The 19,910-nt window shown below is 60.1% G+C and carries 24 protein-coding genes; 12 read left to right on the forward strand and 12 right to left on the reverse strand.

From position 1 onward, the window contains the following. Positions 1–3: 3 nt before the first annotated feature. Positions 4–321: a hypothetical protein gene (locus AAFX04_12660; protein ID MEO1046285.1), complete on the reverse strand. Its 318-nt coding sequence runs from the start codon at positions 319–321 to the stop codon at positions 4–6. 95 nt (positions 322–416) lie between these two features. On the opposite strand from AAFX04_12660, the gene AAFX04_12665 reads away from it, so the two are divergent. Beyond that, a complete protein-coding gene (locus AAFX04_12665) occupies positions 417–881 on the forward strand; it encodes a helix-turn-helix domain-containing protein (protein ID MEO1046286.1) in 465 nt (154 codons plus the stop codon). Here AAFX04_12665 and AAFX04_12670 read toward each other — a convergent pair. Further along, entirely contained in the window at positions 878–1,240 is a 363-nt protein-coding gene (locus tag AAFX04_12670) for a response regulator (GenBank protein MEO1046287.1), read from the reverse strand. The genes AAFX04_12665 and AAFX04_12670 overlap by 4 nt on opposite strands. A 112-nt stretch (positions 1,241–1,352) precedes the next feature. On the opposite strand from AAFX04_12670, the gene AAFX04_12675 reads away from it, so the two are divergent. The 5 genes from AAFX04_12675 to AAFX04_12695 all read left to right on the forward strand — a co-directional run bounded on the left by AAFX04_12675 (position 1,353) and on the right by AAFX04_12695 (position 6,218). Beyond that, positions 1,353–1,622, forward strand: coding sequence for a DUF3572 domain-containing protein (locus AAFX04_12675; GenBank protein MEO1046288.1), 270 nt, complete (start codon positions 1,353–1,355; stop codon positions 1,620–1,622). Continuing rightward, the gene (locus AAFX04_12680) at positions 1,619–2,272 is read left to right on the forward strand and encodes an HAD family hydrolase (protein MEO1046289.1); all 654 of its coding nucleotides are present in this window, start codon (positions 1,619–1,621) and stop codon (positions 2,270–2,272) included. Before AAFX04_12675 ends, AAFX04_12680 begins: the two co-directional genes overlap by 4 nt. A 30-nt stretch (positions 2,273–2,302) precedes the next feature. Continuing rightward, positions 2,303–2,767 (forward strand): RidA family protein, encoded by a 465-nt coding sequence (locus tag AAFX04_12685; GenBank protein MEO1046290.1) that lies wholly within the window; start codon positions 2,303–2,305, stop codon positions 2,765–2,767. A gap of 11 nt (positions 2,768–2,778) precedes the next feature. Beyond that, a complete protein-coding gene (locus tag AAFX04_12690; protein MEO1046291.1) occupies positions 2,779–3,951 on the forward strand; it encodes a GNAT family N-acetyltransferase in 1,173 nt (390 codons plus the stop codon). Positions 3,952–4,037: 86 nt separating this feature from the next. Beyond that, positions 4,038–6,218 (forward strand): S9 family peptidase, encoded by a 2,181-nt coding sequence (locus AAFX04_12695; GenBank protein MEO1046292.1) that lies wholly within the window; start codon positions 4,038–4,040, stop codon positions 6,216–6,218. Between the two features lie 2 nt (positions 6,219–6,220). On the opposite strand, the gene AAFX04_12700 is transcribed toward AAFX04_12695, so the two are convergent. Continuing rightward, entirely contained in the window at positions 6,221–6,517 is a 297-nt protein-coding gene (locus AAFX04_12700) for an SEL1-like repeat protein (GenBank protein ID MEO1046293.1), read from the reverse strand. A 172-nt stretch (positions 6,518–6,689) separates the two neighbouring features. Beyond that, positions 6,690–7,550 carry a pantoate--beta-alanine ligase gene (gene panC, locus AAFX04_12705; protein ID MEO1046294.1) on the reverse strand — a complete coding sequence of 287 codons (861 nt, stop codon included), beginning with the start codon at positions 7,548–7,550 and terminating at the stop codon, positions 6,690–6,692. Between the two features lie 115 nt (positions 7,551–7,665). Between panC and AAFX04_12710 the strand changes: the two genes are divergently transcribed. From AAFX04_12710 to AAFX04_12725, 4 genes are all read left to right on the forward strand, one after another. Further along, positions 7,666–8,499 (forward strand): division plane positioning ATPase MipZ, encoded by an 834-nt coding sequence (locus tag AAFX04_12710; GenBank protein ID MEO1046295.1) that lies wholly within the window; start codon positions 7,666–7,668, stop codon positions 8,497–8,499. Positions 8,500–8,734: 235 nt separating this feature from the next. Next, positions 8,735–9,226, forward strand: coding sequence for a phosphoribosyl-AMP cyclohydrolase (locus AAFX04_12715; protein MEO1046296.1), 492 nt, complete (start codon positions 8,735–8,737; stop codon positions 9,224–9,226). A gap of 71 nt (positions 9,227–9,297) precedes the next feature. After that, positions 9,298–9,756, forward strand: a complete 459-nt coding sequence (locus AAFX04_12720) for a molecular chaperone DnaJ (GenBank protein MEO1046297.1) — start codon at positions 9,298–9,300, stop codon at positions 9,754–9,756. Positions 9,757–9,824: 68 nt separating this feature from the next. After that, positions 9,825–11,246: a phosphomannomutase/phosphoglucomutase gene (locus tag AAFX04_12725; GenBank protein ID MEO1046298.1), complete on the forward strand. Its 1,422-nt coding sequence runs from the start codon at positions 9,825–9,827 to the stop codon at positions 11,244–11,246. A gap of 37 nt (positions 11,247–11,283) precedes the next feature. On the opposite strand, the gene AAFX04_12730 is transcribed toward AAFX04_12725, so the two are convergent. From AAFX04_12730 to AAFX04_12760, 7 genes are all read right to left on the reverse strand, one after another. After that, positions 11,284–11,688: a hypothetical protein gene (locus AAFX04_12730; GenBank protein ID MEO1046299.1), complete on the reverse strand. Its 405-nt coding sequence runs from the start codon at positions 11,686–11,688 to the stop codon at positions 11,284–11,286. Continuing rightward, positions 11,670–12,461 carry an exodeoxyribonuclease III gene (gene xth, locus AAFX04_12735; protein MEO1046300.1) on the reverse strand — a complete coding sequence of 264 codons (792 nt, stop codon included), beginning with the start codon at positions 12,459–12,461 and terminating at the stop codon, positions 11,670–11,672. The genes AAFX04_12730 and xth overlap by 19 nt, the downstream gene beginning before the upstream one ends. Before the next feature lie 31 nt (positions 12,462–12,492). Beyond that, positions 12,493–12,819, reverse strand: a complete 327-nt coding sequence (gene erpA / locus AAFX04_12740) for an iron-sulfur cluster insertion protein ErpA (GenBank protein ID MEO1046301.1) — start codon at positions 12,817–12,819, stop codon at positions 12,493–12,495. An 84-nt stretch (positions 12,820–12,903) separates the two neighbouring features. After that, positions 12,904–13,302 (reverse strand): BLUF domain-containing protein, encoded by a 399-nt coding sequence (locus tag AAFX04_12745; GenBank protein ID MEO1046302.1) that lies wholly within the window; start codon positions 13,300–13,302, stop codon positions 12,904–12,906. Positions 13,303–13,458: 156 nt separating this feature from the next. Further along, a complete protein-coding gene (locus AAFX04_12750) occupies positions 13,459–14,091 on the reverse strand; it encodes a glutathione S-transferase family protein (GenBank protein MEO1046303.1) in 633 nt (210 codons plus the stop codon). Positions 14,092–14,170: 79 nt separating this feature from the next. Then, on the reverse strand, positions 14,171–16,498 hold the full coding sequence (clpA, locus tag AAFX04_12755) for an ATP-dependent Clp protease ATP-binding subunit ClpA (protein ID MEO1046304.1): 2,328 nt from the start codon (positions 16,496–16,498) through the stop codon (positions 14,171–14,173). Between the two features lie 181 nt (positions 16,499–16,679). Further along, the gene (locus AAFX04_12760) at positions 16,680–16,877 is read right to left on the reverse strand and encodes a DUF1192 domain-containing protein (GenBank protein ID MEO1046305.1); all 198 of its coding nucleotides are present in this window, start codon (positions 16,875–16,877) and stop codon (positions 16,680–16,682) included. 103 nt (positions 16,878–16,980) lie between these two features. On the opposite strand from AAFX04_12760, the gene AAFX04_12765 reads away from it, so the two are divergent. Continuing rightward, positions 16,981–17,985 carry an NAD(P)H-quinone oxidoreductase gene (locus AAFX04_12765; GenBank protein ID MEO1046306.1) on the forward strand — a complete coding sequence of 335 codons (1,005 nt, stop codon included), beginning with the start codon at positions 16,981–16,983 and terminating at the stop codon, positions 17,983–17,985. A 15-nt stretch (positions 17,986–18,000) separates the two neighbouring features. Here AAFX04_12765 and AAFX04_12770 read toward each other — a convergent pair whose 3' ends face one another. After that, entirely contained in the window at positions 18,001–18,729 is a 729-nt protein-coding gene (locus AAFX04_12770; protein MEO1046307.1) for a hypothetical protein, read from the reverse strand. Positions 18,730–18,945: 216 nt separating this feature from the next. Here AAFX04_12770 and AAFX04_12775 point away from each other — a divergent pair, with 216 nt between their 5' ends. Beyond that, positions 18,946–19,905 (forward strand): UDP-2,3-diacylglucosamine diphosphatase, encoded by a 960-nt coding sequence (locus AAFX04_12775; GenBank protein MEO1046308.1) that lies wholly within the window; start codon positions 18,946–18,948, stop codon positions 19,903–19,905. Positions 19,906–19,910 lie beyond the last annotated feature (5 nt).

Consider the following 19,910-nt stretch of genomic DNA (forward strand, 5'->3'; position numbering starts at 1 on the left):
GGCTTATTGCGCCGGATCGTTGATGCTGGCGACGATCTCGTTGATCGAGCAGGTGGTCTTTTCCATCCAGAGATCGCATATGCGTTGCAGGATCGTGATACGCTCGGGCTGAGCCAGTGCCTGGGGTGACTGGATGCTGACCAATGAACTGGTGGACGGCTTGGCCTCGGTAAAGCCATTGCCAGGTCTCACCTCAATCCAGTTGATCATAGCTTCGCCATCAAACGCCGATTGCGTCAATGCGCCCAGCTCCTCGCGCAATGCGGCAACGGTATCCGGGTCAATCTGCCCCTGCTGCACAAAGCATGTGACCGGTATCACGACTATCTCCTGTTGTCCGGGCGACTCTGTTTATAAGGCTTGCACGATAGTAAGCTGGTCCTATAATGCAACTACTTTATCGATGAGAAAGCGCCATGCAGCAAAAATCCTTTGCCGATATGCAATGCTCCATCGCCCGCACTCTGGAGATAATCGGGCCGTGGTGGTCATTTCTGATTATCCGCGATGCCTTTATGGGCGTCCGCCGGTTCCGCGATTTTGAGCGATCATTGGGGATTGCCAAAAACACGCTGACCAAAAGGTTGAACCAGCTTGTCGATGCCGGGTTGCTGCACAAGGCACCCGCCAGCGATGGCAGCAAATATGCCGAATATCAGCTGACCCAAAAGGGGCTGGAGCTGTTCCCGGTGATCCTGTCGCTGACGCAATGGGGCGATAAATGGGCCAAGCATAAGGATGGCCGGACCTTCATGATTATCGACAAGCGCAGTGGCGAAGAGATTGCCACGCAGCAGATACGCGATGCCGATGGCAAGCTGGTGCCGCCCGGTTCTATCGGCGTGCGGCGGGCGTCGGAAAAAAGTAAGTCGGCGGCCTAGACCAACCCGTTCACCGCCTCCATAAACGGCCCGATGCTGACCGGCTTCGAGATATAGCCTTCTGCCCCGGCGGCGCGGATGCGGGCTTCGTCGCCGGTGCCGGCATAGGCGGTGACGGCAAGCACCGGGATAGTACGCAAATCATTATCGCCCTTGATCTGTTCGATCAGCTCCAGCCCGCTGATATGCGGCAACTGGATATCCATGATGATCAGACCGGGCACGAATTCGCGCGCCTTGTCGACCACCTCACGGCCATCGGCAACCGGTTCCACCGCATAGCCATGCGCGCGCAGCACATCGCAGAACAATTTGCGGTTGAGGTCATTATCCTCGACGACAAGCACCCTTTTTGCCAATTTACTGCGATCCTTCCCCAATACACATCTTGTCGCTACTGCCCCGTACTGCCATTTAGGCAGGGCAGATATCTGACGACAACCGATCTAGGCGAAGAGCACAGGCGACACAATGGCGCGCGAACAACATCAGGATGATGCCGAAACGGTGGCGCTCCAAGTGCTGGCCTGGGCGCTGACCAATGATGCGCGCCGCGGCCGGTTGCTGGCGATAACCGGCATGACACCCGACGATATCCGGGCCCGCGCCGGATCGCGCGAGCTGCTCGGGGCGGTAATGGGCTGGCTTGCCAATCACGAGCCGGATCTTTTGGCCGCCTCGGACGATTTACAGATAGGTCCGGAGCAGCTGGCCGCCAGTTACCAGGAGCTGAACATATGAGCCGCCCTTTGCTGATCACCGATTGCGACGAGGTGCTGCTGCACATGGTGGTGCCGTTTCGCCAATGGGTCGATGAGGCGCATGGCGTCGATTTCGACTTGAGTAGCGGCGATTTCTCGACCGCACTGACCGATCAGAAGACCGGCGAAATACTCAAGCCGGAACGGATATGGGCGCTGCTCAGTGGCTTTTTCGATACCGAGATGCACCGCCAGACCCCGATTGATGGTGCGGTCAGAGGCCTGCAGGCAATCAGCGCGGTTGCCGATATCGTCATCCTCACCAATTTGATGGATCATCGCCGCGATCACCGCACCGAACAGCTCGCCAAATTCGGCATCACCCATCCGGTCTATACCAATCAGGGGCCGAAGGGCGCCGCGCTCAAGGCAATACTCGACGAACGCAAACCGTCATCGGCGCTGTTCATCGACGATCTGCCACAGCATCATGACTCGGTCGGCGAAGTCGCGCCGCATGTCTGGCGGCTGCACATGATCGGCGAACCCGAAGTGGCGCCGCATATTGCCTGCGCCGAAACGCGCGGCCATGCCCATATCCGTATCGACCGCTGGAATGAGGCGCAGCACTGGATTATCGAGCGGCTGGAAAGCGGTGCAGCGGCACCGCCCATCGCCAAAGCCGCCTAAACTGCGTCAGACAGAAACAGAAAGACCATCATGACCGATACTATCGATACCCGCCTTTCCACTCTCGGCATCACCCTGCCCACCCCTGCTGCGCCGGTGGCAAGCTATAAACCGGCGATACTGCATCAGGGCATTCTCACCATTTCGGGCCAGCTGCCCTTTATCGATGGAGAGCTCGCAACGGGCAAGCTGGGCGCGGATGTATCGCTGGAACAGGGGCAGGTGGCGGCGCGCGCCTGTGGCATGATGATCCTGGCCCAGGCCAGGGCGGTACTTGGTTCGCTCGACAGAGTCGAGCAGGTGATAAAACTTGGCGGCTTTGTCGCCAGCCTGCCCGATTTCCATGACCAGCCCAAGGTGATCAATGGCGCGTCGGACCTGATGGAAGAGGTGTTCAGCGAAGCCGGCCGCCATGCCCGCAGCGCAGTCGGTGTGCCGGTGCTGCCGCTCAACGCCGCTGTCGAGGTCGATGCCATCATCGCGGTCAGGGACTGAACCAGGCGCTTATGGCCGATGGCGATACCAGCTATAGTGATGAAACCCCGGCCATAGCGGCGCGCATCGAAAAAGGCGTCGCCACCATCGATGCCTGTGAATGGGATGCGATCAACACCGCATGCGGCGGCAATCCGTTCACCAGCCACGCCTTTCTTTCAGCGCTGGAAGATTCGGGCAGCGTCGGCCCAGGCACGGGCTGGCAGGCGGCGCCGATCACCATTCGCGACGATACCGGCCAGCTGGTCGGGGCGCTGCCCAGCTATCTCAAGGGCCATAGTCAGGGCGAATATGTCTTCGATCATAGCTGGGCCCATGCTTATGAGAATGCTGGCGGACGCTATTATCCCAAGCTGCAGATTTCCGCACCTTTTACCCCGGCAACCGGACCGCGGATATTGGCGCTGGAGGAGAAGTGGATAACGCCGCTGATCATCGCGGCACAGCAGCTGACCGAACAAAATGCCCTGTCCTCGGCGCACGCTACTTTTCTCACCGAACAGGACCGACGCAGCTTTGTCGAACTGGGCTGGCTGTTGCGCAGCGATACCCAGTTTCACTGGGCGAATCAGGGCTTTGCCGATTTCGATGCTTTCCTCGCGACCCTGTCCTCGCGCAAGCGCAAGGCCATCCGCAAGGAGCGGCGCACGGCGCAAAGCAATGTCGAGATCGTCCAACTCAGCGGTGACGATCTGACCGAGGCGCATTGGGATGCCTTCTGGATCTTCTATCAGGACACTGGCGCGCGAAAATATGGCATGCCCTATCTGACGCGTGAGGCGTTCAGCCTGTTCGGCGAACGCATGGCCGATCAGATCATGCTGGTCATGGCCTGGCTCGACGGCGAGCCGGTGGCCGCAGCGCTCAACTTTGCCGGACCGGATACGCTTTATGGCCGCTATTGGGGCTGTACCCGCGATATAAGCTGTCTGCATTTCGAGCTATGCTATTATCAGGCGATCGACATCGCCATTGACCGCGGCCTGAAATATGTCGAGGCCGGTGCCCAAGGCGGCCACAAGCTGGCACGCGGCTATGCCCCGGTGACGACATGGTCGGCGCATTATATTCCCGATAGCGGCTTTCGCCGCGCCATTGCCGATTTCCTCGAACGCGAGCGCGAGGCAGTGGCACAGGACCAGGATTATCTCGCCGCCATGACCCCGTTCAAAAAAGCGGATTAGCCCGCCTGCGCGCAATCTCCTTGACCGTCAGCAGCATTGCGGGCCATCACCTTGCGTCAATCAACAAGAAGCGATGGAGAGCCCAGATGACGAAGCCCCGCCCCCCGTATCGCCCCCTATATCGCCCCTTATATCGACTGTCCGCCAGCCTCGGTGCCGCATTGCTCCTCGCCCCGCTGCTCACCGCGCCGGCAGCGGCGCAGGAAACCGCACCACCCATAGCCACCGCCGACACCGGAAACACCGCCGACAGCACCCGCTTCAGCCGCAAGGACCTGTTCAGCCTGGCGGCCGCTGCTGACCCGCAAATCAGCCCCGATGGCCGCCATATCGCCTATGTCCGGGTCACCAACGACATCATGCGTGATGCCCCGCGCCGCACCATCTGGGTGATCGACACCGCCACCGGGGAAGAGCGCCCGCTCGCTGCCGGGGAAGGCTCGCACGGCAATCCGCGCTGGTCACCCGATGGATCGCAGATCGCCTATATTTCCAGCGGCCATGGCGGCTCCCCGCAGCTTTATGTCCGCTGGATGGACAGCGGCGAAGCGGTGCGCGTCACTGCCCTGCCCGAAAGCCCGTCAAGCATCGCCTGGTCGCCCGATGGCAAGCAGATCGCCTTCTCCATGTTTGTCCGCGACAAGGGTGTGCAGCTGGGCGACAAGCTGCCCCCGCCCGAAGGCGCGCAATGGGCCAAGGGGCTGGAGATTTTCGATCTGATTACCTATCGCGCCGATGGTGCCGGCTATTTGCGGCCGGGTTTCAACAAGCTGTTCATCGTACCGGCCAGCGGCGGTGCTCCGCGCCAGCTGACCTTCGGCAAATATCATGATGGCGGCCCGCTGTCCTTCGCGCCTGATGGCAAAACCCTGTATTTTGCCGCCAACCGCCAGCCCGACTGGCAGCGTGACCCGGTGGAAAGCGAGGTGTTCGCGCTCGATATCGCCAGCGGCGCGCTCAGCGCACTGACATCGCGCAACGGCCCCGATAGCGCGCCCATGGTTTCGCCCGATGGCCGTAGCATCGCCTATATCGGCTTCGATGATCAGCAGCTCGGCTATCACAATGCCGATCTCTATCTGATGGATCGCACCGGATCGAACCGTCGGGTGCTAACCGCCAGCCTCGATCGCAGCGTCAACGGCGCGGCCTGGTCCGGCGATGGTCGCGCGCTCTATATCAGCTATGATGATCGCGGCGAGACGGTGGTGGCGCGAATATCGCTGACAGGCACAATAAGCGAAGTGGTGCGCGGCCTGACCGGGACATCCTTCGATCGTCCCTATACCGGCGGCAGCTTCAGCGTCGCCGATAACGGCACCATTGCCTTCACCATGGGCACCGCCCAGCGCCCCGCGGAAGTCGCAATGGTACAGCGCGGGGCACCGCGTATGCTGACCAGCCTTAATGCCTCACTGCTTGCCAGCCGTCGCATGGGCGCGGTGCAGCGCATCGCCACCCCATCGCGCCATGACGGACTGGAGATCGAAGGCTGGCTGACGCTGCCGCCTGACTATGTCGCGGGCAAGCGGGTGCCGCTGATCCTTGAAATCCATGGCGGTCCCTTTGCCGCCTATGGCCCGCATTTTGCCACCGACAATCAGCTCTACGCCGCTGCCGGCTATGCGGTGCTGTCGGCCAATCCACGCGGCTCGACCAGCTATGGAGCGGATTTCGCAAATGAAATCCATCACGACTATCCCGGCAATGACTATGATGACCTGATCAGCCTGGTTGATGCGGCAATCGCCCAGGGCTTTGTCGATCCCGACCAACTGTTCGTTACCGGCGGTTCGGGTGGTGGAGTGCTGACAAGCTGGATTGTCGGCAAGACCGACCGGTTCAAGGCGGCGGCAACGCAAAAACCGGTGATCAACTGGACCAGCCAGGTGCTGACGGCAGACGGGGCAGCGTTCTTCACCACCTACTGGTTCGGGGCACAGCCCTGGGAAGACCCGGAAAATTACTGGCGGCGCTCGCCGCTGTCGCTGGTCGGCAATGTGACGACGCCGACTTTGGTTGTGGTGGGATCAGAGGATTACCGCACCCCTGTGAGCGAGTCCGAGCAATATTATACTGCATTGCGGCTGCGCGGTGTACCGACGGCGCTGGTGCGCGTGCCCGGTGCCAGCCATGGCAGCATCGCGGTGCGGCCTTCGCAAAGCGGCGCCAAGGCAGCGGCCATATTGGCCTGGTTCGATCGCTATGGCGGGCCCGATGGCGTTGCCGATAGCGATACTCCCGGCGATGCCGGAGAGAGCGAATAGCCTCAGGCGGCGTGGCGCCGGTTCTGGGCGATCCATGCCCGCGCTTCGCGCTGGGCGTCGGCAATTTCGCGCGCCGTCATTTCCTCGGCTATTTCGGCACGGCAGGTGGCGCTTTCGACATGGCCCATAACTGCGGCCAGATTAAACCATTTATGCGCTTCGATCAGATCGATTTCGGCACCGTCGCTGCCGGTGGAGAAAGCCACGCCCAGTTCAAAATAGGCGGTCGGGTCTCCTGTTGCCACTTCCGCCAGCTTGCTCTCGACGAGAAAGCGGGCGCTCTTCATACTGTTAGCCATGTCCCTGGCTCCCTGTTGCGGTCGTCTTGTTAACGACAGCAGCAAAGGTCCGCCCAAGGTGTGAAAATATAGTTAACGTCGCAGGCCTTTTCCTTAACACCCGCACCAATAGGGCCGGATCGGGCAAAATTTTACATTCCCACAGGCCATCAGCCAGATTCCGTAACGGTTTTTACGGCAGCGTAACCGGCATATTGTCGATCAGCCGGGTTCGCCCCAGCCGCGCCGCCGCCAGCAACCGACCCGAAAAGGGCCCATCACCCGGCTGCCGTTCAGACAGCGGGGCGAGGCTGTCCGCATGACGGATTTCGGCATAATCAACCGGATCGAACCCGGCCTGTGCCAGACTCTGACGCAGCGCCTCCAGCGCCTGCACCGGATCGCCACCCCGCTCTATCGCCGCAATGGCAGCACGCATCGCGGTCGGCAGGGTGGCAGCCCGGGCGCGCTCACCGGTCGAAAGATAGGCATTGCGCGACGACAGGGCGAGACCGTCATGATCCCTTATCGTGGGCACGCCGACGATCCTGGCCGACATGTCGAGATCACGTACCATGCGGCGAATGATCGCAAGCTGCTGATAATCCTTCTCGCCAAACAAAGCGATGTCCGGGCTGATCTGGTTGAGCAGCTTGCAAACCACGGTGGCGACCCCATCAAAATGCCCCGGACGCGATCCGCCGCACAGTCCCAGGCTGAGCTCGGGCAGCCTGATCACCGTCTCAAAGCCCTGTGGATACATCTCCTCAACGCCGGGGGCCCATAGCAGGTCGACGCCGGTATCCCGCAGCTTCGCCGCATCCTCGGCCAACTGACGCGGATAGGCATCGAGATCCTCATTCGGCCCAAATTGCGTCGGATTGACGAAGATCGACACTGCGACCCGGTCCGCCTGTTCCCGCGCGGCGTCAACCAGCGCCATATGGCCCGCATGCAGCGCGCCCATGGTCGGTACCAGCGCCAGTGTTGCGCCGTCGGCGCGCAACCCCGAAAGTGTCTTTTTCAACCTGTTGTGGTCATGAACAGTTTGCACCCGATTATGCCCTTCTGTATGTGCAGGCGCGAACCAGCCGAACGCGCTGCTGATGACTTGGGACACCATAGCGTCCCGTTGCTGCAGCGCATATCGGCATAGGTGCCGGGGGACAATGATGAACGGCGGATCTGCAAAGGATGATGGCGGCGTCCACCGCATTGTCTTTGCCAATGAAAAGGGCGGCACCGGCAAATCGACCACAGCGGTGCATGTCGCAATTGCGCTGGCCTATAATGGCAAGAAAGTCGGCATTATCGACCTCGATCCGCGTCAGCGCACCTCTTTCCGCTATATGGAAAACCGCACCGCGACGATGATCCGCCGCAACATCTCGCTGCCGATGGCAAATTTCAAGGTGTTCGAGCAGGACAATATCGCCCGGCTCGACCAGATGATCGCCCAGGAGTCAAAATCACTGGATTTTCTCATCTTCGACACCCCGGGCCGCGATGACAAATTTGCCCGTTATGTCGCCACCTCTGCCGATACTCTGGTAACACCACTTAATGACAGCTTTGTCGATTTCGATCTGATCGGACAGGTCGACCCCGACACCTTCAAGGTCAAGCGGATCAGCTTCTATGCCGAGCTGATCTGGGAAGCACGCAAGGCACGCGCCAAAAATGCCGGTAAGGAAATGGACTGGGTGGTGCTGCGCAACCGTACCCAGCATATCGAGGCGCGCAATATGCGCCGCATCAACACCGCGTTGCAGGAACTGTCGCGCCGTATCGGCTTCCGCATCATCCCGGGGTTGAGCGAGCGGGTGATCTATCGCGAGCTGTTCCCTTCAGGTCTGACCCTGCTCGACAAGGGACATCTGGGCGATCTCGGTACCAGCCATATCCTTGCACGGCAGGAGCTGCGCGAACTGCTGAGCGCGCTCAAACTGCCCGGCATGGAACGCCCTGCCGAGGCACAGGCCAGCCTGTTCTCCAACATCTAAAGCGACATAAGGCCATTGGCCCAGCTTATCGAAATGACCGGCCATTCTGGATAAGCCGGAAAAGGTATTTTCGTCTAAAATCATGCCTTCAATCATCATGCTGGTGCCCGGAAACCGAAGTTTTCGGCACGTGTAGCGGAAAGGGGTATCGATGACATATAGAAGATATGGTGCTTTGCTGGCGGTCTCCGCTGCTCTCGGACTGGGTGCATGCGGCCCGGAATCCGGACCAGCCATGGCGACGGATGACAGCAAACAGTGCATTACCGAGGAGGAAGTCGTCGCGGCGCAAAAGGCCTGGGGCGATGGTATTGTCGCGATCGGCAAAACATTCTCCGAGCAAGGCGACTATACCGCCGCTGCCACCGACCACATCAACCGCTTTTACGGCTATGATCTGGGACTGGTCCTGTTCAAGCCTACACTTGCCGCCGATGAACAGTTTCGCGGATCGTTCGATGGCGCACTGTCCTATTTTGTCGGCGGCAACCCGTCCTTCACCGAAGACAAAGGCTTTGCGCTGACCCCATGGACGGCCGTGCGCTGGGAAAATGCCGGCATCACCAACTCCAGCTGCGACATGGCGGTGGCGATGGGCAACTACTGGTTCACCCCTGCCGAGGGCGATGAGGTCAAGGTCGAATACACCATTGGCTATGTCAAAGACGATGACGGCAATCTGCGTATGGTGGTGCATAAATCGTCACTGCCTTATGGCGGCGGCTAAAGCGGCGGCAGGATAGCGCCGCGCCAGGACGGATCATTGCGCACGGAAGGTGCGGCGAGTAAGCTGTCGCCATGGTGCCATTTCTTCTGATCGCCGGCGCGCTGCTGTTCTGGCTGTACTATTCGGGGCGGCTGGCGAAGATGCAGCCCGGCGACTGGTTCGCCCTCGCCATTGCCGTGCTCGGCACGCGCGTCCTGACTACCGGGCAGCTGCCTGCCGCCGGTGCCATGCTCGCCGGCGCTATTGGCTGGGCGCTCTATCGATCTCGCAGCCATAAACCGGATGCGGAAGCGGGAAAGCCCGGCAATGCGGACCGTCCTTATCCGGAGATGTCGATTGCCGAGGCGCGTATGCTGCTCGGCATCGACGAACGCGCCAGTGCCGGGATGATCCGTGCCGCATGGCGCCGCCGCATGGCGCGGGCGCATCCCGATGCTGGCGGCAATGCCGAGCTGGCGAGCAAGCTCAACGCCGCGCGCGACCTGCTGCTGGAAAACCAGGCTGAAAAGACAGACTCGCCATTGTCATAAAAGCGCGATAAGGCGGCGCGACGATGTGCGGACAGGCACCGCAACCTGCATAGAGAAAGCCTATTCCCATGACCGATACACCCCATCTCCAGAGCCATGCCTTCCACCCGACCTCGCTGCGCGAATATGATATTCGCGGTATTATCGGCGAAACGCTGGGCGAGGACGATGCCTATGCCATTGGCCGCGGTTTCGGCACGCTGATCGGCCGAGATGGCGGCGGCAGCGTCGCCATTGGCTATGATGGCCGTGAAAGCTCGCCGCTACTGGCCGATGCGCTGGCGCAGGGGCTGAACGACAGCGGGATCGATGTCATCACCATCGGGCTGGGGCCGACGCCGATGCTATATTATGCCGAGGCCGTACTCGACGAGGCGGCGGGCGGCATCCAGATAACCGGCAGTCACAACCCCGCCAATTATAACGGCTTCAAGATGGTGTTTCAGGGACGTCCGTTTTTCGGCGCCGATATCCAGCGCCTCGGCGCAATGGCGGCGGCGGGCGACTGGGATAGCGGTAACGGTTCGGTGTCCCGGCTCGACATCATGGAACGCTATGTGACGCGGCTGATCGAAGGCTTTGACAGTGAGCGCAGCGATTTCGCCCGGATGCGCATCGGCTGGGATGCGGGCAATGGCGCTGCGGGACCGATTGTCGAGCGGCTGGTTGAGCGGCTGCCCGGAGAGCATCATTGCCTGTTCACTGATGTTGATGGCAGTTTTCCCAATCATCATCCCGATCCAACCGATGCGGCCAATCTGGCCGATCTCCAGGCACTTGTCGCCGAGAAGCAGCTCGACTTCGGAGTGGCTTTTGATGGCGATGGCGACCGCATTGGCGCCATCGATGGCGAAGGCCGGGTGATCTGGGGCGACCAGTTGCTGGCGATTTTTGCCGAGCCGGTGCTGCAGGACCAGCCGGGGGCCACGATTATCGCCGATGTCAAGGCGAGCCAGGCACTCTATGACCGGGTCGCCCAGCTGGGTGGCGAACCGCTGATGTGGAAAACCGGGCACAGCCTGATCAAGTCCAAAATGAAGGAAACCGGGTCACCGCTGGCGGGCGAGATGAGCGGCCATGTCTTCTTCGCGCATGAATATTACGGCTTTGACGATGCGCTTTATGCCGCGATCCGGCTGATCCGCGCCGCCAGCGATCTCGGCAAGAGTGTCACCATGCTGCGCGGCGAAATGCCCGAAATGATCAACACGCCGGAAATGCGTTTCCAGGTCGATGAAGCCCGTAAATTCGCGGTGATTGACGAGGTGCTCGAACGGCTCAAGGCCGATGGCGCCAATGTCAACGACACCGACGGTGCGCGGGTCAATACCGATGATGGCTGGTGGCTGCTGCGCGCTTCCAACACCCAGGACGTACTGGTCGCCCGTGCCGAGGCCGGATCCGAGGCCGGGCTCGAACGGCTGCTGGCGCAGATCGACGCGCAACTGGCGCTGTCCGGACTGGAACGCGGTGAGAGTGTGGGGCACTGATATTTAACCCAGATACGCGCTGTGATGCGGCTTCCCGTTAGTCCTCCTGCTGCGGGCCAATTCTGGCTTTGCCGCCCTTTATCGAGAAAATGTTGATCTGGGCCTTCCCGCACGGTGTCGTGTTGCCATCGAGACAGGTGGGCGTTTCTTCCAACACCCTGAGATGTTGCGGAACTGATTTTACCGGTTTTTCGCGAATGGCTCTGGGTATTCTGTAGCGTTCATTGTCCTGCGGCGTGGCGCATACAACAACCTCATCTGCATCCTCCAGTTGCACGCATTCCCGGTTTTTCACCGCATCTTTGACGTCGAGGTGCAACGGCTCTTCCTGCGCCAGCAGCTTCGTTTCAGAACCTGCAACAAGCGCGACAATGAGCAAGGCGCTGGCGAGATTGCTCCGCAGGAGATCCCGCCACGCCACCATCACCCCAACACCACCCATGTCGGCGCATGGTCGCTGGCCTTTTCCCTGCCGCGATGGTCCTTGTCGACACCGACGGCCTGGAGCCGGTCGGCGGCTTGCGGCGACAGCAGCAGGTGGTCGATGCGGAAACCATGGTCGCGCTGCCAGGCACCGCGCTGATAGTCCCAATAGGTCCAGATCTGGCCATCGGGGTGCCAGCTGCCAATCGGATCGGTCCAGCCATCGTGCAGCAACCGCTGATAGGCGGCGCGGCTTTCCGGCTGCATCAGCGCGTCCGAGGCCATGGCTTTCGGTGACCAGACATCATTGTCGCGCGGGATGACGTTATAATCGCCCGCCAGCACCGCCGGCACTTCCTCGGCCCAGATTTGCGCCGCACGTTTGCGCAGCCGCTCCATCCAGCGCAGCTTGTAATCGAATTTCGGCCCCGGTTGCGGATTGCCATTGGGGAGGTAGATGCAGGCGACCCGCAATGGCTGAGCCGCATCGCCAATGGTGACATCGGCCTCTAAATAACGCGATTGCTCATCCTCCAGCTCGCCATCCAGCCCACGCTTCGTCTCCACCGGCTGCGCGCCACGCGCCAATATGGCAACGCCGTTAAACGATTTTTGACCATGCCAGATCGCGCCATAGCCGGCTTTTTCAAACGCGTCGGCGGGAAAGCCTTCATCCTGGCTCTTGATTTCCTGCAGACAGGCAATGTCGGGCTGGGTTTCCTCCAGCCACTCGAGCAACCGCGGCAGCCGCGCCTTGATACCGTTGATATTGAAGCTGGCGATTTTGGTCATGCACCCGGTCTAGCGAGCAGAGACCAAAGCATCAAACCGAAAAGCTGGATCCGCAGCCGCAGCCGGAGGCGGCGTTTGGATTTGTCACCTGAAACGACGCCCCGCCGAGCGATTCGACAAAATCGACCGCCGAGCCGCGCACCAGATCGAGACTGACCGGATCGACCACCAGTTTGACGCCGTCGCGCTCGGTGACATGGTCATCGCCGTCAATCGATTCCGCCAGGCCGAAACGGTATTGAAAGCCGGAACAGCCGCCACCCTCTACCGACAGGCGCAGGGCGGCTTGCTTGCCGAGCTTGGTGGCAATGGCGGCGACGCGCTTGGCCGCAGCGGGCAGGAGGTCGACTTCGGTCATGCACCCTATGTAATATGCCTGCGCCCATGGCTCAAGTGGCGCTGTCATTGGGGGTGATACAGAAAAACTATGGCGCGGGTCGTGTCAGGCCGCCTTGAGCGTTGCGAAACCTTCAAAAATCTCGCGCGTCGCCTGGCGGGCACCCTGCAGGATGTCGAGCATCTGGCCGCGGCTGGTCTTGCCTTCGGCATCGGGACTGAGCCGCCCTGCCATGGTCCATTCGGGAAATTCGCGCACGCCGATCGCCTCATCGCGGATTTTCACCACACCGCTATGCCGCTTGTCGGACAATATCCGGTCGAGACAGGCTGCAATCGCGTCATCCGGTCCCTCGATCAGCTGCAGAAAATTGATGCCATTATAGGCGAGGCAGCCGGTAATCTCATGCGCGGAATTGAATGTGCGGCACTGTTCGAGCAGGATTTCAAGCTCCGGCTTGTCGAAAGCCTGAGTCGCCGAACTGATGTAAATCACTGAACGCATAAGGAATCCCCACCCCTTGGAAATATATCATAAGCGAGTATTCGTTCACTATTCAAGGGGTTGGTTCTGCTATTGAAAATTTAAGGCTAAGCCGGTCTGTAGCCAGCCGACGGGTCTCCGGCGGCATCTCAGCGGGCGGAAACCCGGTTGCGACGTTCAGCCGCTTTGCGCGCCGGCAATCAATTCGGCATCGATCGCCTTGGCCGCCCTATAGGCCTTGCGCGCCTCCATGCGCTCGGCATAGGGGGCAAAGCTGTCGCGCTTGTCCATGCTGCCAAATTGCATGCCCCAGACAATCTGGCTGCCGAGATAGACATCGGCCATGGTGAAACGCTCGCCGCAGACAAAATCGCGCTCGGAGAGCAGGTTGTCGAGCACATCCATCACCGTGGCGAAGGAGCCATAACCCGCCATGCGCTGCTGCTCCTCATTCGGCGCGAAACCCATGGCGTTGTTGGTGACCGCAGCCTCCACCGGACCAGCGGCGTAGAACATCCAGCGATAATATTCGGCCCGCTCATAATCATTTTGCGGCGCCAGACCGGAGTCGGGAAAGCGATCGGCAAGCCAGGCGCAAATAGCGGCACATTCGGTAACAACCTTGCCGTCCTCGGCAATTGCCGGGACCTTGCCCATCGGATTGATCGCAAGATAGGCATCGCCCTTCATGCTGTCCTCGGCATCGGCATCATAGCTCAAAAGATGCTGGCGATATTCGGCACCTGCCTCATGCAGTGCCCATCGCACAATCTGGCCGCGCGACATTGGATTGGTGTAAAAATCCAGCATCGTATCTTCCCCTCAAAAGCCGGTCTTTAACAGCCGGGACAATGGCCGACAGCGCCGCTGCCGGCCATGCCAACCGGGATCAGTCCTTCTTCTTGGCCGGCGCCTTTTTCTTTGGCTTTTTCTTCGATCCGCGCGGCGGTGCCGGCATGATCTCGAACGCCATACGGCCTTCCTTCATATGCACCGCCACCTCGCCGCCCTGGGCCAGCTTGCCGAACAACAGTTCCTCGGCCAGCGGTTCCTTGATCTTCTCCTGGATCAATCGGCCCATCGGGCGCGCGCCGAACAGCTTGTCATAACCCTTCTCGGCGAGCCAGCCGCGTGCATCCTGATCGAGGCGGATATGGACATTCTGCTCGGCCAGCTGCAGCTCCAGCTGCAGGATGAACTTGTCGACGACACGGCTGACCACCTCGGGCGTCAGATAGGTAAACGGCACCACCGCATCGAGACGGTTGCGGAATTCGGGGGTGAACATCTTCTTCACCGCGTCTTCCTGCGCGTCCTCGCGGCTGACATTGCCGAAACCGATGCTTTCACGTGCCATGTCGCTGGCCCCGGCATTGGTGGTCATGATCAGCACCACATTGCGGAAATCCACCGTCTTGCCGTGATGATCGGTGAGCTTGCCATTATCCATCACCTGCAACAACACGTTGAACAGGTCCGGGTGCGCCTTTTCAATCTCGTCGAGCAACAACACGCAATGCGGCTGCTGGTCGACGGCGTCGGTGAGCAGGCCACCCTGATCATAGCCGACATAGCCCGGAGGCGCACCGATCAGGCGCGAGACGCTGTGGCGCTCCATATATTCGCTCATGTCGAAGCGCTTCAATGGAATGCCCATGATGCTCGCCAGCTGACGCGCCACCTCGGTCTTGCCGACACCAGTGGGGCCGGAGAACAGATAATTGCCGATCGGCTTTTCCGGCTCGCGCAGACCGGCGCGCGACAGCTTGATCGCGCTGGCGAGTTTCTCGATCGCCAGATCCTGGCCGAAGACCACCTGTTTCAGGTCACGCTCAAGATGCTCGAGCTGCTTGCGGTCGTCCTTGGATACCGATTTGGGCGGGATGCGTGCCATGGTCGAAATGACCGCTTCAATCTCGCGTGCGGTGATCGTTTTGCGGCGACGCGATGGCGGCACCAGCATCTGCATCGCGCCGACCTCGTCGATCACGTCGATGGCCTTGTCGGGCAGCTTGCGGTCATTGATATAGCGCGCCGACAACTCGACTGCGGTCTTTAGCGCGTCGGGGGTGTAGCGCACCTTGTGGTGCTCCTCGAAGGCGCTGCGCAGCCCCTTGAGGATCTTCACCGTGTCCTCAATGCTTGGCTCGTTGACATCGATCTTCTGGAACCGGCGCAACAGAGCGCGGTCTTTCTCGAAATGGTTGCGAAATTCCTTATAGGTGGTCGAGCCAATGCAGCGGATGGTACCGCCCGACAGCGCCGGTTTGAGCAGGTTGGAGGCATCCATTGCTCCGCCCGAAGTGGCACCGGCGCCAATCACCGTGTGAATTTCGTCGATGAACAGAATGGCGTGCGGCTTTTTCTCCAGCTCGGCCACCACCTGTTTCAACCGCTCCTCAAAATCGCCGCGATAGCGTGTACCTGCCAGCAGCGCACCCATATCGAGCGAATAGATCACCGCATCACCGAGCACATCGGGAACATCGCCTTCGACAATTTTGCGCGCCAGCCCTTCGGCAATCGCGGTCTTGCCGACGCCGGGATCACCGACGTAGAGCGGGTTGTTCTTTGACCGGCGGCAGAGAATCTGCACCGTGCGGTCAACCTCCGGCCCGCGACCGATCAGTGGATCGACCTTGCCAGCCTCGGCCTTGGCGTTGAGGTTGACGGTAAACTGGTCGAGCGCGCTTTCCTTTTTCTGCTTGGCATCGCCCTTGCCGCTTTCCTCTTCCTGGTCATCGCTGCCCTCGACCGGACGCTGTTCGACCGGCTGGCCACCCTTGCCGATGCCGTGGCTGATATAGCTGACGGCATCGAGGCGGCTCATATCCTGCTGCTGCAGGAAATAAACGGCATAGGATTCACGCTCGGAAAACAGCGCCACCAGCACATTGGCACCGGTGACAACGTCCTTGCCCGAGGACTGGACATGCAGGATGGCGCGCTGGACAACCCGCTGGAACACCGATGTCGGTGCCGGATCAATCTTTTCCTCGATCTTCAGCGAATCCAGTTCATTGTCGAGATAATGCACCAGCGTGTCGCTGAGTTCGCCAAGATCGACACCGCAGGCCTGCATCACCTGCGATGCTTCGGCGTCGTCGATCAGCGCCAGCAGCAGATGCTCCAGCGTGGCATATTCATGCCGCCGCTCCGACGCATTGTGCAGCGCCTGGTGGATGGTTTTCTCAAGGGATTCCGCAAATGACGGCATGATATCTTACTCTCTCGCTCGATAGCCTGTGCGCCAGACTATCATATTCCTGTCCAATATAGGAACGACAACCGGCTTTTTCATCGGTCCGGCGTTCCTGCCTCCCCAATATTGTCGCTGCCGGGCATGTCACTTTCACCAGCCGCGCACCTGTGATACCGCAAGAAGCGGGCCAAATGCGCTATTTCTGGAACAGCGCCTCCGCGCTGGCGCGATGACTGGATGCTTTTTCCTTATGTGCCTTGCAGCGTTCGATTTCAGCCTGAAGCGCGGTAATGCGCGCATCAAGTTCGTCCAGCGAGAGCGGATCCAGGTCCTGCTTTCCCAGCATTTCGACCGGATTATCGGTACGCCGTGGAAGATTCTCGTCAATTTCCATAACCGACAATGTTGACCCGCAAGGCTGGACTGTCAATAACTACCAGGCCGATTTGCAGTGACTGGTGGGAAAACAGTCCGGCATGAAGAGCGGGGGGGGTGCTATGGCAGAATTGCCGGAAACGATGCACGCAATCGATATGGATGCGCCGGGCGACGCCTCGGTGCTGTCGCTGCGCACGATAAATGTGCCGCAGCCGGCGCCAGGCCAGGTGCTGATCCATGTTGCCGCTGCCGGGGTCAACCGCCCCGATATCGTCCAGCGCAAGGGCTTTTATCCGCCGCCGCCCGGAGCACCGAGCACCCCGGGTCTGGAAGTGGCCGGAGAGATTGTCGCTCTGGGCGACGGGGTCGATCCGGTGATGCGCGGGCAGAAGGTCTGCGCTCTGGTCGGTGGCGGCGGCTATGCCGAATATTGCCTTGCCCGGCACGACCATTGCCTGCCGATACCCGCAGAACTGAGCATCGAGGAAGCGGCGGCCCTGCCCGAGACGCTGTTCACCGTATGGCACAATGTCTTCGAGCGCGCCTATGCCCGCGAGGGCGAGACCCTGCTGGTCCATGGCGGCACTAGCGGCATCGGCACCATGGCAATCATGCTCGGCAAGGCCTTTGGGCTGACGGTGTACGTCACCTGTGGCAGCGATGAGAAATGCCGCAAGGCGGAAGAACTCGGCGCCGATGCAGCGGTCAACTACAAGGCATCCGATTTTGTCGCCGAGGTTGCAAGGCTGACCGGTGGCGCAGGCGTGGATATCGTGCTCGACATGGTTGCCGGCGACTATGTGCCGCGCAACATGGCCTGTCTCGCCGATGATGGCCGCCATGTCACCATTGCGGTGCAGGGCGGGCTGACGGCGGAAATCCCGATGATCGACATCATGCGCAAGCGGCTGACCCTGACCGGATCGACATTGCGGCCACGCCCTGACAGCTTCAAGGCGCTGCTGGCCGATGAAATTGCGCACAATGCTATGCCTCTGGTGGCATCACGCAAGGTGGTACCAATCATCGACAGCACTTTCCCGCTGAAAGACGCTGCCGCAGCGCAGGCGCATATGGAAAGTGGCCAGCATTTCGGCAAGATCGTCCTGCTCACCGGCGACTAACCGCCGCAGCGCACATCAATAGTCGCCAATCGCCTCATCCGGATCGAGCATCGGGCCGGCATCATTCATCGGCCGTGCGCTATCGGTGGCACGTCCGCTTGTCGTCGCGCTGTTGATATTGCTGGTCGACGCGGCATAGTCACTACGGCCACCATCGCCATCACCCAGAATATTGGCGAGCATACGCACATAATCGCCCTTACCCTCTACCATTGCCGCCAGCCGGTCGGGATTGGTTGCAAGACTCAGCGACATGAAGGTGAGGTTCAGTTCGCGCGCCTCGGCATGGTAGCCGAAGCCACCTTCCAGCGCGTTGAAGAAGGATTTCAGGTCCTTGCCGACATTGCGCTTCACCCTGCGCGCCGACAATTCTTTCGGACCCGGCGACAGACCATAGAGGCTGCCATCCCCCATGTTCATGCCGGGCACATCATAATGCACCTGCACCTTGCTGGTATTCGGGTCGATGGCGGTTATGTCGAAACGGATCGTGGTGCCCTTGTCGACTTTTTCGGACGCCAGATGATAGGTAATCTGATTGTTGTTCTGGCGGTCAACCGAAATGGTGTTGATGGCCATGCTGTAATTACCCAGTTGGGAGCCGGACATTTCCAGTGATGACAGTGCCTGGTAAACCGTAGATGCGGGTTTCGCGACAATAAAATCCTGCGGTTGGTCAGTGCACCCGCCAAGTAACAGCGAAGTAAGCGCCAGCCAGACCATCGTCCAAAAACCGTGTTTCATTACCCCAACTCCCATACTGATCCTCGCGGGGAGGAATAACCGGTATATGTCAATGAAAGGTTAGAGCCGCAGAAAGCTCCGGCCCCGACTCTTGTCACCGAAGTGCCATGAAATTCCCTGTGTTCGTCACAGAAGTTTCATCGAACCATGATTCCGTTTGTAACAGTTTAGCGGCTATCCCGCCCGGCAGACGCAAACTGCCCCGGGGAAAGCACCATGGTCACGCCGTCCGATCTCCTGCCTGCCAATATCCGCTCGCTGAGCGATGATGCTACACAGGACAGTCCATCAAAGGGCGACAATGCGGACAATATCACCGATTTCCCGCTCAACATTCCAGCTCCGGTGATCAAGGAGCCGGTCGGTGGCGAGCGGCGCAAATATCGTACCATCTGGATTTCCGACATTCACCTCGGCACAAGAGGCTGCAATGCCGAGATGCTGATCGACTTTCTGGACAATGTCGACAGCGACACCATGTATCTGGTCGGTGACATTATCGATGGCTGGCGGCTGAAGAAGAAATTCTACTGGCCCTCGACCCATAATGACGTGGTGTGGCGGGTGCTCAAGCGCGCCAAGCGCGGCACCCGTATCATCTACATTCCAGGCAATCATGACGAAATGGTACGGCCGTTTTCGGGGATGAAGTTCGGCGATGTCGAGATTGAGCGTGCGGCCGTGCACGAAACCGCCGATGGCCGCAAATTGCTCGTGCTGCATGGTGATGAATTCGATGCGGTGATGCTGGCGCATCGCTGGCTCGCCTTTGTCGGCGATGCGCTCTACACTTTCATGATGGGGCTGAATCGCTGGGTAAACTGGGGCCGGCAGAAGCTGGGCATGCCCTATTGGTCGCTGTCCAAGACCGCCAAGCACAAGGTCAAGAACGCGGTCGAGTTTATCTCGCGCTATGAGGAACTGGTTTCCAGCGCAGCGGCCAAGCGCGGTGTCGATGGCGTTGTCTGCGGCCATATCCACACCGCCGAAATCCGCGAGATTGACGGCATCACTTATTATAATGATGGCGACTGGGTCGAAGGCTGTACCGCGCTGGTCGAGAATTTCGACGGCAGTATGGAAATCCTGCACTGGGCCGAGATCATGAACGCCCGGAAAAAGGCCGGGAAAGAGGCCGATCTGACCCCGACTGACGGCGCACCGCTGGCCGCATGATGCCA

It is taken from the genome of Pseudomonadota bacterium (assembly GCA_039818985.1).
In the GTDB taxonomy this organism is placed as follows: domain Bacteria; phylum Pseudomonadota; class Alphaproteobacteria; order Sphingomonadales; family Sphingomonadaceae; genus Alterisphingorhabdus.